The sequence below is a fragment of the Streptomyces sp. NBC_00341 genome (assembly GCF_041435055.1).
Lineage (GTDB): Bacteria > Actinomycetota > Actinomycetes > Streptomycetales > Streptomycetaceae > Streptomyces.
Map to the genome: position 1 here is coordinate 1,369,478 of NZ_CP108002.1, position 12,247 is coordinate 1,381,724.

Consider the following 12,247-nt stretch of genomic DNA (forward strand, 5'->3'; position numbering starts at 1 on the left):
CCGCCGAAAGGCCCTAGTCCCGCGCCAGCCCGAACCTGGCCCGCAGCCCCGTGCGTTCGTCCGCGGCCACCGATGCCGCGCCGTCCGCCACCGTCTCGTACACCGCGAGGATGTCCGCGCCCACCGTCGACCAGTCGAAGCGCCGCACATGTGCGCTGCCGCGCTCCCGCAGTTCCGCGCGCCGCTCCGGGTCGCCCAGCAGCCGGACCGCCGCCTCCGCCAGCGCGTCCGCGTCCTCGTTGGCGAACAGTTCGCCGGCCGCCCCCAGGTCCAGGACCTGTGCGAACGCGTCCAGGTCGCTGGCCAGGACCGGTGCGCCCGCCGACATGGCCTCGACCAGGATGATGCCGAAGCTCTCGCCGCCGGTGTTGGGCGCGACGTACACGTCGACGCTGCGCAGCAACCGCGCCTTGTCCTCGTCGCTGACCATGCCGAGGAACTCGACGCGCTCGCGCATCTCCTTCGGCAGCGAGGCGACGGCCTCCTCCTCGTCGCCCCGCCCTGCCACCAGGAGCCTGGTGTCCGGGCGGGCGGCCAGGATCGCGGGCAGCGCCCGCATCAGGACGGGCAGGCCCTTGCGGGGCTCGTCGATGCGCCCGATGAAACCGATCGTGCCGCCCTGCCACTCGGGCCTGGGCTCGGCCGAGGCGAAGAAGTCCACGTCGACACCGTTGGGAATGACCACCGCGTCACCGCCCAGGTGTTCGACCAGGGTGCGGCGCGCGTACTCGCTCACCGCGATGCGCGCGCTGATCTTCTCCAGCGCCGGCTGGAGGATCGGGTACGCGGCGATCATCGCCCGGGAGCGCGGATTGGAGGTGTGGAAGGTGGCGACGATCGGCCCCTGCGCCGCCCAGCAGGTCAGCAGCCCGAGCGACGGCGAGGTCGGCTCGTGGATGTGGATCACGTCGAAGGTGCTGTCGTGCAGCCAGCGCCGCACCCGCGCCGCGGACAGGAACCCGAAGTTCAGCCGGGCCACCGAACCGTTGTACCGGACGGGCACGGCCCGGCCCGCGGAGACCACGTACGAAGGGAGCGGCGTCTCGTCGTCCGCCGGGGCGAGCACGGACACCTGGTGGCCGAGCCGGATCAGGTGCTCGGCGAGATCGCGGATGTGGAACTGCACGCCGCCCGGGACGTCCCAGGAGTACGGGCAGACGATGCCGATTTTCACCCCTGGGCTCCAAGGGGTTCGAGGTCGGCGAGCCAGAGTCGTTGCAGCATGTGCCAGTCCTCCGGGTGCTCGGCGATGCCCAGGGCGAACGCGTCTGCCAGGGCCTGTGTCATCACAGACGTCCTTTCCGCACGGTTGCCTGAGCCGGGAACCTCGACGGGCGGATGGATCCGCGCCCTCATCACCGGCGTGTCGTCGTAGTTGAGCGTGACCGGCAGCAGCAGCGCCCCGGTCTGCTGGGCGAGCAGCGCCGGTCCGGCGGGCATCCGGGCCGTGTCACCGAAGAACGAGACCTCGACGCCGGAGGCCGACAGATCGCGGTCCGCGACCAGGCAGACCAGGCCGCCCGCACGCAGCCGCTGGGCCAGCGTGCCGAAGGCGGTCCCACCGTTGTGCGCCAGGACCTCCATGCCCAGTCCCTCGCGGTACGCGACGAACCGGTCGTACAGCGACTCCGGCTTCAGCCGTTCCGCGACCGTGGTGAACGGGACCTTCAGATCCGTGGTGACCCAGGCGCCCGCCAGGTCCCAGTTCCCCAGGTGCGGCAGGGCGAGGATGACGCCGCGGCCGGCGTCGAGCCCCTCGGTCAGCCGGTGGGCGTCCGTCACGTCGATGGAGTCCTTGATCCGCCGCGCACTCCAGGTGGGCAGCCGGAACGACTCCATCCAGTACCGCATGTACGAGCGCATCCCGGCCTTGGACAGCGCGGCGAGGCGGGCGGGGCTCGCGTCCGGCACGACCCGCGCCAGGTTCGACTCCAGCCGCAGCACGCTCTTGCCGCGACGCTTCCACACCTGGTCGGCGATGGTGCGGAAGAGGGCCCGTGCGGCCGGTTCCGGAAGTGTCTTGACCGCGGCCCAGCCGAGTCCGTACAGGGCGTCGCTGATCCGTTCCCCGGTGCCGGGCTTCGGGTCCCCGGTTGCGCGGCTCACTAGGCGGCCTCGCTCCCGGCCGCGTCGGCGGCCGCGGACTCGCGGCGCACCGTCACCACGCGCTGCACCAGCGTCACCAGGCTGCCCGCCGCGACGATCCAGAGCGCGATCGGCAGGAGCACCTGGATGCCGGGCACCCCGAACGTGTGCAGACCCGCCAGACCGGCCGCCACCAGCGAGATCACCAGCCGCTCCGCGCGCTCCACGAGCCCGTTGACCGCGACCGGCAGACCGATCGACTCACCACGCGCCTTGGTGTACGAGACGACCTGGCCGCTCGCGAGGCAGAAGATCGCGACGGCGCACAGGACGTTGTTGTCGCCGCTGCCCGCGTACCAGAGGGCGAAGCCGGCGAAGATCGCGCCGTCGGCCACCCGGTCGAGCGTCGAGTCGAGGAACGCGCCCCACCGGCTGGAGATGCCGGCCTGCCGCGCCATGTTCCCGTCGACGAGGTCGGAGAAGACGAAGATCGTGATGACGATCGTGCCCCAGAAGAACTCCCCCATCGGGAAGAAGACCAGCGCACCTGCCATCACGCCGGCCGTGCCGATCAGAGTGACCGCGTCCGGGCTGACGCCGAGACGGAGCAGCAGTGCGGCGAACGGTGTGAGGACACGCGTGAAGAATGCACGCGCGTACTTGTTCAGCATGGCCTTCCCGAGGGTTCGGTGGGCCGAGCGGCCCCATCGGCCACCGGCTGACCCATCGTAGTCACGACAGCCGCACTCCACCGTCCGGGCACCCCCGGCCTCCCGCGGCGGGCCGACCCGGTCGTGGAGCGGCGCGCGACGTATGGACGGGACCCCGACACAGTGGAAAGCTCGGAAGTACCGCGGGCGTCGCCGAAGCCGCCGCGGCGGCTCCCCTCTGCCCGTGCACACTCCCCACCCCGCGCCCGGCGGCTCTCCCGCCCCGCGCCATCACCTGGGAGGAACGCACCATGGGCGACAAGACACACGCACACACCGGGGCCGCCGCAGGAGTACCGACGGCCGGCCACCCCTCCTCCATACGGAACGTGGTGCTGGTCGGCCACAGCGGCTCCGGCAAGACCACCCTCGTCGAGGCCCTCGCACAGACCGCGGGCGCGGTCAACCGGGCGGGCCGGGTCGAGGACGGCAGTACGGTCTCCGACCACGACGGGATCGAGCACCGCTCGCAACGCTCCGTACAGCTGTCCCTGGTCCCGGTCGAATGGGGCGGGGTCAGGATCAATCTGCTGGACACCCCGGGATACGCGGATTTCGTCGGGGAACTGAGGGCCGGTCTGCGGGCGGCGGACGCGGCCCTCTTCGTCGTCTCCGCGGCCCAGGAGGCCGACGCGGTGGCCGGGGCCACCCGCGCCGTCTGGGAGGAGTGCGCCGCCGTCGGCATGCCGCGCGCCATCGTCGTCACCCACCTCGACACCGCCCGCACCCCGTTCGACGCCATGACGCGGATCTGCGGCGAGACGTTCGGCGGCGATGACCCGGACGCCGTGCTCCCGCTCTACCTGCCCGTGCACGGGCCCGAGGGCCCCGACGGACACGCCCCGCTGACCGGACTGACCGGGCTGCTCTCCCAGCGGGTCCTGGACTACTCCGGCGGCGAACGCGCGGAGAACCCGCCCGCGCAGGACCAGCGGGCCGCGCTCGCCGGCGCCCGCAACCGGCTCATCGAAGGGATCATCGCCGAGAGCGAGGACGAGACCCTGATGGACCGCTACCTCGCAGGCACGGACATCGACATCAGGACACTCGTCGACGACCTGGAGCGCGCCGTCGCACGCGGCACCTTCCACCCCGTCCTGACCGCCGCACCCGCCGCAGAGGGCGCCCGCCAGGGCATCGGCACCGTCGAACTCCTCGACCTGATCACCGGAGGCTTCCCGACCCCGCTCGAACACCCGCTGCCCGCCGTCACCACGTTGCACGGCGCCCCGCTCCCCGCCCTCGGCTGCGACGCCGGGGGCCCGCTGCTGGCCGAGGTCGTGAAGACGTCCTCCGACCCCTACGTCGGCCGGCTCTCCCTGGTCCGCGTGTTCTCCGGCACCCTGCGCGCCGACGACACCGTGCACGTGTTCGGCCACGGGCTCACCGGTCCCGGCCGCGAGGACCGCCCCTTCCACGAGGCCGAGGCCCGCGTCGGCGCGCTCTCCGCACCGTTCGGGAAGCAGCAGCGCCCCCTCACCGAGTGCATCGCCGGAGACCTCGCCTGCGTCGCCAGGCTGGGCACCGCGGAGACCGGCGACACCCTGTCGGACCCGGACCGCCCCCTGCTGATGGAACCCTGGACGATGCCCGATCCGCTGCTGCCGCTCGCCATCGAGGCACACGGCAAGGCGGACGAGGACAAGCTCTCCGAGGCCCTGGCCCGGCTCGTCGCCGAGGACCCCACGATGCGCCTGGAGCAGAACCCGGACACCCATCAGATGGTCCTGTGGTGCCTCGGGGAAGCCCATCTGGACGTGGCGCTGGACCGGCTGCGCAGCCGGTACGCGGTCCAGGTCGACGCCGTCCCGCACCGCGTCGCCCTGCGCGAGACGTTCGCGGGGCGCTCCACCGGACGCGGCCGGCACGTCAAGCAGTCCGGCGGCCACGGGCAGTACGCCATCTGCGAGATCGACGTCGAACCGCTGCCGCCGGGGTCCGGCATCGAGTTCGTCGACAAGGTGGTCGGCGGCTCCGTACCGCGCCAGTTCGTCCCGTCCGTCGAGAAGGGTGTCCGCGCGCAGGCCGCCCGGGGCGTCGCCACCGGTCACCCGCTGGTCGACCTGCGGGTCACCCTGCGGGACGGGAAGGCCCACTCCGTGGACTCCTCCGACGCCGCCTTCCAGACCGCCGGCGCCCTGGCTCTGCGCGAGGCGGCCTCCGACACCCGCGTCCAGCTGCTCGAACCCGTCGCGGAGATCAGCGTCCTCGTCCCCGACGACTGCGTCGGCCCGGTGATGAGCGATCTGTCGGGCCGCCGCGGCCGGGTGGTCGGCACCGAGCAGTCCGGTCCCGGACGCACCCTCGTACGGGCGGAGGTACCGGAGCTGGAGATCGGCCGGTACGCGGTCGACCTGCGCTCCCTGTCGCACGGCACCGGCCGCTTCGACCGCGTGTACGCCCGCCACGAGGCCATGCCCGCACACCTGTCGGACCGGATGAGCGGGCAGCGGGACAACACCGCGGACGATACGTAGCTCCCCGCCCCCACGGTTGTCCACAGGGCCGGACACCGTATCGATCCGGACGATACGCTGTGGTTCCAGCTCAGAAAGTGTGCCGGGCACGGCAGTTGGGAAACAGCCGCAGGAGCGGTTTCTCGGCAGGCGAGTGGGGGCGACAGTGGCCAACGACGGATTCGATTTCTCTCCCGGAGCGCAGATTCCACTCCAGGGAGCTGCGGGAGCGGCGGTGGCGACCAACGCCCTCGCCTCCGCGGCGTACCGCGATACTCCGGTGGACGAGATCCTCAAGGCCAACAGCGAGTGGCACAAGTCAGAGGTGAAGGCCGGCCGGTCCAAGTTCCTCAAGTCCGACTACTTCAAGCCCAACTTCGGCGAGGCCTTCTCCCGCGCCGTTCAGGAACGCACGCTGGGCGGCGCCCGCAAGGCTCTCATCCAGTCCTTCGGCAGCGATCCGCAGACCGTCGTCGAGCACTGCCTGTCCGCCTCGCGGCTCCGCAAGGCGCGCGACACCAAACTCACCGCCGTGACCGCCGTCTTCGGCTTCCTCTTCCTGCCCGGAATGCTGCTGTGGATCATCGCCTTCCGGCTGCGCGACATCCTCGCCAAGACCAAGGACAAGGCGCTCTCCGGCCTGGGCATGATCCTTTTGCCGGTCATCGGGATCGCCGCCGTGTACTTCCTGATCAAGATGCCCCTCACCGGATTCCTGGGGCTCTACCTACGGGCGGCGGCCATCGCCCCGGTCATCGGGTGGCTGATCGCCAAGCGGATCGCGGAGACCTCCGCCCAGGACCTGCGCGTCCGCTGGGAAGGGCTCCTCTCCGGCGGCGGTGTCATCGCCAAGATCCCCGAGGCCGTGCCGAAGAACCCGAGCGAGACCGCCCGGGAGGCACTCCGCCAGGGCCTGGAGAAGCTCTCGGCCGAACAGCAGTCCAACTCCGTCTTCTACGCGGGCCCCAAGGGCATCCTCGGCATGGGCACCCGCTGGGGCAGCTGGCAGCTCGCCGAGGATCTGGTGGCCAAGGATCCCGGCAAGGAGTTCCACCAGTTCCGCAGCTGGGACCTGATCCGCGTCATCCACGACCAGCTCAAGATGCTGGAGCGCGGCCCGCTGAACACCGGCGGCTTCCCGAAGCCCTCGGTCACCCACTGGATCGTGTCGCCCGTCGGTGAGAACGCCGACTCGGTCTCCCGCCCCGAGGGCGAGGACGTCGCCACCTTCCAGGTGAAGCCCCACGAGATACAGCGGATCTGCAACCACCAGCAGTTCGGCGGCGGCGACCGCCACTATCTCGGCGTCCAGTTCACCCTCTGGGACGGCCAGCTGGTCATCACCATGATGATCACCGTCACCGTGCTCTTCGAGACCCTGCGCATCGAGGTCACCGGACACGCCCTCGGACCGGTCCACTCGCTGTTCACCAGCAAGCCCTCCGCCAAGAAGAAGACGGTCAACAAGACCGTCAAGTTCTGGGAGACCCGCGACATCACGCTGGCGCTGGTCGAGTCCAGCGAGGTGGTCCGCCTCGCCCTGCGCGCCCCGTTCACCTGGTACCCGCCGCTGCTCGACTACCTCGGCGGCAAGATCGCGCTGCCGGAACCCTTCGGGCTCCGGCACGCCTGGGCCGAGAAGCCGTGGCGCCACCGCTTCATGGCGGACGACGCGATGCGCGCGGCCACACCCGTCCTGCGCGTGGTGCACAGCGCCGTCATCAAGGTGCTCGACGAGAACGGCGTCGACACCGAACGCTTCGGCAACCGCTCCTCGATACTGAGCGGAATGGTCCAGGACCCCTCCCCGCGCAAGGCCGACCTGTACGACGCTTAGCACACGTGTGGGGCGCCCCGGATTCCCCCGGAGCGCCCCACACGGATCAGACCGGCCACACGGATCAGACCGATCAGACCGATCAGACCGGCCAGGCGTCGGCCAGCATCTTCCGGGTGTCCGCCAGCAGCTGCGGCAGCACCTTGGTGTGGCCCACCACCGGCATGAAGTTGGTGTCACCGCCCCAGCGGGGCACCAGATGCTGGTGCAGGTGCGCGGCGATACCGGCACCGGCCACCGCGCCCTGGTTCATCCCGATGTTGAAGCCGTGCGCGCCGGACGCCGCACGCAGCGCGGTCATCGCCCGCTTGGTGAAGTCAGCGAGCTCGGCCGTCTCCGGACCGTCCAGCTCGGTGTAGTCCGCGACATGCCGGTACGGCACCACCATCAGGTGCCCGCCGGTGTACGGGTACAGATTCAGCACGGCGTAGACCTGCTCACCGCGCGCGACGACGAGCCCGTCCTCGTCCGACATCGGCGGAATGGCGCAGAACGGACAGCCGTCGCCGGCCTCCGGACCGGTCGGCTTGTTCTCACCCTGGATGTACGCCATCCGGTGGGGCGTCCACAGGCGCTGGAACGCGTCGGGCGTCCCCACTCCGATCTGCTGCTCCGGCTCACTCGTCATGCCGATCAGCATATTGCTTACCCCGCGCGGCGCGTGTCGCCGGGGCCGGACCGCTTCCCGCACCGCGATGCTTGGCCGATGAGCGACCGCACCCGGGCCCAGGCCCCGCCCGCCCTGACCCGATGGGAGCAGCGCACCGAGGTACCGCTCTTCGCCGCGTCCCTGCTGTTCCTGCTCGGCTACGCGGTCCGTGTCCTCGCCCCGCACGACGCCCAGCCGTGGCACGACATCTCCCTGGTCCTGGTGGGCGCCACGTGGCTGATCTTCGCCGTCGACTACGCCGTCCGCGTCCGGCTCAGCGGCCTCGGCCACCGCTTCGTCCGGGTGCGCTGGCTCGACACGGTCGTGCTCCTGCTGCCGCTGCTGCGACCGCTGCGCCTGGTGAAGGTCTACTCGGCCGTCCAGCAGCGCCGCGACGAACCCAGGCTGGGTCTGTACGCGCGCGTGATGACGTATGCGGGCCTGACGTCACTGCTGCTGGGCTTCTCGGCGTCGCTCGCCGTCTACCGGGTGGAACGCGACGCGCCGGGCGCCTCGATCCGGACCTTCGGCGACGCGGTGTGGTGGGCGTGCGCCACGCTCACGACGGTGGGGTACGGGGACGCCGCACCGGTCACGCCGACCGGCCGGGTCGTGGCGGCGGGCCTGATGGCCTGCGGACTGGCCCTGCTGGGTGCGGTCACGGGTTCGTTCTCGTCCTGGCTGATCCAGACGTTCCGCCGCGAGGGCGAGGAAGGGCCCCCGACGGGCCGATAGCTCACCGGGGGCCCTTTGCTCTGACCGGTCAGACCTGGACGCGGTCCTCGACGACCTTCGCGATCTTGGCGATGGCGTCCTCGACGGGGATGCCGTTCTCCTGCGAACCGTCGCGGTAGCGGAAGGAGACGGCACCGTTGGCCATGTCCTCGTCACCAGCGATGATCATGAAGGGCACCTTGGCCTTCTGCTGGTTGCGGATCTTCTTCTGCATCCGGTCCGACGAGGCGTCCACGTCGACCCGCAGCCCCTGCTTACGGGCCTTGGCCGCGAACTCCTGGAGGTACGGGATGTGCGCGTCGCCGATCGGGATGCCGACCGCCTGGACGGGCGCCAGCCACACCGGGAAGGCACCCGCGTAGTGCTCCAGGAGCACCGCGAAGAAGCGCTCGATGGAGCCGAACAGGGCGCGGTGGATCATGACCGGGCGCTGCTTGGTGCCGTCGGGGCCGGTGTACTCCAGGTCGAAGCGCTCCGGCAGGTTGAAGTCGAGCTGCACGGTCGACATCTGCCAGGTCCGGCCGATGGCGTCCTTGCACTGCACGGAGATCTTCGGGCCGTAGAACGCGGCGCCGCCCGGGTCCGGGACCAGCGGCAGGCCCTGCTTCTCCGCGACCTGCTGCAGCGTCGCCGTGGCCTCTTCCCAGGCCTCGTCCGAGCCGACGAACTTCTCCGGGTCCTTTGTGGACAGCTCCAGGTAGAAGTCGGTCAGGCCGTAGTCGCGGAGCAGGTTCAGGACGAAGGTCAGCGTCCGGTCCAGCTCCTCGGCCATCTGCTCCTTGGTGCAGTAGATGTGCGCGTCGTCCTGCGTGAAGCCGCGCGAGCGGGTCAGACCGTGCACGACGCCCGACTTCTCGTACCGGTACACCGTGCCGAACTCGAACAACCTCAAGGGCAGTTCACGGTAGGAGCGGCCGCGGGCGTCGAAGATCAGGTTGTGCATCGGGCAGTTCATCGGCTTGAGGTAGTAGTCCACCCCGTCGTCGAGCTGCATGGGCGGGTACATGCCGTCGGCGTACCAGTCCAGGTGGCCGGACTTCTCGAAGAGCTTGCCCTTGGTGGCGTGCGGCGAGTAGACGAACTCGTAGCCCTCCTCCTCGTGGCGGCGGCGCGAGTAGTCCTCCATGGCCCGGCGGATGACGCCTCCCTTGGGGTGGAAGACGGCGAGGCCGGGGCCGATCTCGTCCGGGAAGGAGAAGAGGTCCAGCTCGTTGCCGAGCTTTCGGTGGTCGCGCTTGGCGGCCTCCTCCAGGAACTCCAGGTGCGCCTTCAGCTCGTCCTTCGTCGGCCACGCGGTTCCGTAGATGCGCTGGAGCATGGGATTGCGCTCACTGCCCCGCCAGTACGCGGCCGCGTTGCGCATCAGCTTGAACGCCGGGATGAACCGGGTGGTCGGCAGGTGCGGGCCCCGGCAGAGGTCCTTCCAGCAGAGGTCCCCGGTCTTCGGGTCGAGGTTGTCGTAGATGGTCAGCTCGCCGCCGCCCACCTCGACGTCCGCGCCGTCGTCCGTGGAGGCGGAGCCCTTGATGCCGATGAGCTCCAGCTTGTACGGCTCGTCGGCCAGCTCCTCGCGGGCCGCCTCGTCCGTCACGACCCGGCGGGAGAACTTCTGGCCCCGCTTCTGGATCTCCTGCATCTTCTTCTCGATGGCCTTGAGGTCCTCGGGCGTGAACGGCTTCTCGACGTCGAAGTCGTAGTAGAAGCCGTCCTTGACCGGCGGGCCGATGCCGAGCTTGGCCTCGGGGTGGAGCTCCTGCACGGCCTGTGCCATGACGTGCGCGGTGGAGTGCCTGAGGATGTTGAGGCCGTCCTCGGACGAGATCAGGACGGGCTCGACGGTCTCGCCGTCCTTGAGCTCGTACGCGAGGTCCTTCAGTTCACCGGCGATGCGGGCGGCGACGACGGTGCGCTCGCCGGGGAAGAGCTCGGCTGCCGTAGTGCCCGTCGTCACCACGCGCTCTTCCCGCTCGGAATCGCGTTGGATGGCCACACGGACGTCTGACACCGGTCTCTCCTGACTCAGGGGGTGCGCCGCATTTCCATGGCGGACGCAAGGGGAATCGTACCGAGCCGACGGCCCCCATAGCGAAATGGGCCGACCGCGCCCCGCTACTCCCCCGTGCACGCCTCCTCGAAATAGTCGACGTTCTCCTGGAGCGACTTCATCAGCCGGTCCCGTTCCTCCTCGTCGACCTGCACCGGCACCACCTGCGAGGTCCTGGTCAGCCGCCGGAATCCGCCCCTGCTCTCCAGCCGTCCCTCCACCCGTACCGGCAGCCCCACCGGGTGGGCGTGGCCCGCGATCCGGTACGCCTCCTCGTCCAGCTCCAGCCGGACGTGGCGGCACCTCGGCGCCCGCCAGTACCCGCAGCCGTACGATTCCGGCGCCGCGCGGCCCCGAGCGGCGCATGCGGACGAGCGCGATGACGGCCTCGGCCAGCTCGCGGCTGATGCCCGCCGCGACCGCACTGTCGAGCGCCTCCATGCCGCCGGTGGCCCATTGGCAGTCCACGGCCTCCCGGGCGGCGTGCAGGGCGTGGTGGGAGCACCCCGCCGCGGCCGCGACCGCGTGCAGGTAGCCCACCTGGAGGGTCTCCATGCAGGCGGTGGTGGCGAGTGTGCCGCGCAGCGGTGCGATCCGCCGGGGCAGCAGCCCACTCGGTTCGGGCTGCGCGAGTGCCGTGGCTCCGTGTGCCTTCCGGGCCGTGCCAATGGGATCGGGGACGCGGAGGTCTCTGCCAACTGCCTTCCCCGTCATATGTGTTGTCACCGCAGAGGACTGTCCGCAACGGCGTATCAGGCAAAGGGCGCGGGTATCAACGAACCGGGCAGAGGAATCACGCCATCTGCCGCTCGGGCGCGAGGAGTTCGGGGATGACTCATTGGTACGAGGGGCCACTGGCCGCTTTTGACACCGAGACGACGGGAGTGGACGTGGAGGGGGACCGGATCGTGTCGGCCGCCCTCGTCGTCCAGGACAGCGCCGGCGGGCGGACGCGCGTCACCCGCTGGCTGGTGAATCCGGGGGTGCCGGTGCCCGCGGGGGCGACGGAGATCCACGGTCTGACCGATGACCACCTCCAGCGCAACGGGCGGTGGCCCGCGCCGGTGGTGGAGGAGATAGCGAGGGCGCTGGCCGAGCAGAGTGCGGCGGGCCGGCCGCTGGTGGTGATGAACGCGCCGTTCGACCTGACGCTGCTGGACCGTGAGCTGAAGCGGCACCGGGCGTCGTCGCTGGCCGGGTACCTGGGGAACGCGTCGTTGTGCGTACTCGATCCCCGGGTGCTCGACAAGCACCTGGACCGCTACCGCAAGGGCCGGCGCACGCTCACGGACCTGTGCGAGCTGTACGGGGTGGTGCTGGACGGCGCACATGACGCGACGGCCGACGCCTCGGCCTCGCTGGAGCTGGTCCGTGCGGTGGCGCGGCGGTTCGCCACCCGGCTGGAGCGGCTGACCCCGGCGGAGCTGCACACGCTTCAGGCCGGGTGGCACGCCGCCCAGGCGCGCGGCCTGCAGGCCTGGTTCACCAAGAGCGGCACGCCGGAGACGGTGGACCCGGCATGGCCGTTGCGTCCGGAGCTGCGCGCGGCCGCGTGAGCGGATCGGTCACGGACACGCGAAGGCCGGTCCGTCGGTGCTGCTGACGGACCGGCCTCTCCCGGGGTGGGCGATACTGGGTTCGAACCAGTGACCTCTTCGGTGTGAACGAAGCGCTCTCCCACTGAGCTAATCGCCCGGGAACGGGTTGAACCATACAGGGCCCTGCGGGTGC

At 70.6% G+C, this 12,247-nt stretch carries 9 protein-coding genes, 1 tRNA gene and 1 pseudogene; 4 read left to right on the forward strand and 7 right to left on the reverse strand.

What is annotated here, in order from left to right:
• Nucleotides 1-13: 13 nt before the first annotated feature.
• Genes OG892_RS05995 through pgsA form a run of 3 tightly spaced genes read right to left on the reverse strand, consistent with a single transcriptional unit; the run spans nucleotide 14 to nucleotide 2,756 of the window.
• Nucleotides 14-1,174: a glycosyltransferase family 4 protein gene (locus tag OG892_RS05995; protein ID WP_371628623.1), complete on the reverse strand. Its 1,161-nt coding sequence runs from the start codon at nucleotides 1,172-1,174 to the stop codon at nucleotides 14-16.
• The gene (locus OG892_RS06000; protein WP_073737514.1) at nucleotides 1,171-2,106 is read right to left on the reverse strand and encodes a phosphatidylinositol mannoside acyltransferase; all 936 of its coding nucleotides are present in this window, start codon (nucleotides 2,104-2,106) and stop codon (nucleotides 1,171-1,173) included. The genes OG892_RS05995 and OG892_RS06000 overlap by 4 nt, the downstream gene beginning before the upstream one ends.
• Nucleotides 2,106-2,756 (reverse strand): phosphatidylinositol phosphate synthase, encoded by a 651-nt coding sequence (gene pgsA / locus OG892_RS06005; protein WP_073737513.1) that lies wholly within the window; start codon nucleotides 2,754-2,756, stop codon nucleotides 2,106-2,108. Before pgsA ends, OG892_RS06000 begins: the two co-directional genes overlap by 1 nt.
• Before the next feature lie 290 nt (nucleotides 2,757-3,046).
• On the opposite strand from pgsA, the gene OG892_RS06010 reads away from it, so the two are divergent.
• Together OG892_RS06010 and OG892_RS06015 are read left to right on the forward strand one after the other, a co-directional pair.
• Nucleotides 3,047-5,272 carry an elongation factor G-like protein EF-G2 gene (locus tag OG892_RS06010; RefSeq protein ID WP_371628624.1) on the forward strand — a complete coding sequence of 742 codons (2,226 nt, stop codon included), beginning with the start codon at nucleotides 3,047-3,049 and terminating at the stop codon, nucleotides 5,270-5,272.
• A gap of 145 nt (nucleotides 5,273-5,417) precedes the next feature.
• Entirely contained in the window at nucleotides 5,418-7,088 is a 1,671-nt protein-coding gene (locus OG892_RS06015) for a hypothetical protein (protein ID WP_073737511.1), read from the forward strand.
• A gap of 82 nt (nucleotides 7,089-7,170) precedes the next feature.
• On the opposite strand, the gene OG892_RS06020 is transcribed toward OG892_RS06015, so the two are convergent.
• Nucleotides 7,171-7,728: an HIT domain-containing protein gene (locus tag OG892_RS06020; protein ID WP_311306748.1), complete on the reverse strand. Its 558-nt coding sequence runs from the start codon at nucleotides 7,726-7,728 to the stop codon at nucleotides 7,171-7,173.
• A 66-nt stretch (nucleotides 7,729-7,794) separates the two neighbouring features.
• Between OG892_RS06020 and OG892_RS06025 the strand changes: the two genes are divergently transcribed.
• Nucleotides 7,795-8,472 carry a potassium channel family protein gene (locus OG892_RS06025; RefSeq protein ID WP_371628625.1) on the forward strand — a complete coding sequence of 226 codons (678 nt, stop codon included), beginning with the start codon at nucleotides 7,795-7,797 and terminating at the stop codon, nucleotides 8,470-8,472.
• A 28-nt stretch (nucleotides 8,473-8,500) separates the two neighbouring features.
• Here OG892_RS06025 and thrS read toward each other — a convergent pair whose 3' ends face one another.
• Nucleotides 8,501-10,477 (reverse strand): threonine--tRNA ligase, encoded by a 1,977-nt coding sequence (gene thrS / locus OG892_RS06030; RefSeq protein ID WP_073737508.1) that lies wholly within the window; start codon nucleotides 10,475-10,477, stop codon nucleotides 8,501-8,503.
• Nucleotides 10,478-10,581: 104 nt separating this feature from the next.
• A pseudogene (locus tag OG892_RS06035) lies at nucleotides 10,582-11,011 on the reverse strand (hypothetical protein); the annotation flags it as partial.
• A 335-nt stretch (nucleotides 11,012-11,346) separates the two neighbouring features.
• On the opposite strand from OG892_RS06035, the gene OG892_RS06040 reads away from it, so the two are divergent.
• Nucleotides 11,347-12,072 carry a 3'-5' exonuclease gene (locus OG892_RS06040; RefSeq protein ID WP_073737507.1) on the forward strand — a complete coding sequence of 242 codons (726 nt, stop codon included), beginning with the start codon at nucleotides 11,347-11,349 and terminating at the stop codon, nucleotides 12,070-12,072.
• A gap of 67 nt (nucleotides 12,073-12,139) precedes the next feature.
• Here OG892_RS06040 and OG892_RS06045 read toward each other — a convergent pair.
• Nucleotides 12,140-12,211: transfer RNA gene (locus tag OG892_RS06045), tRNA-Val, on the reverse strand.
• Nucleotides 12,212-12,247: the final 36 nt, after the last annotated feature.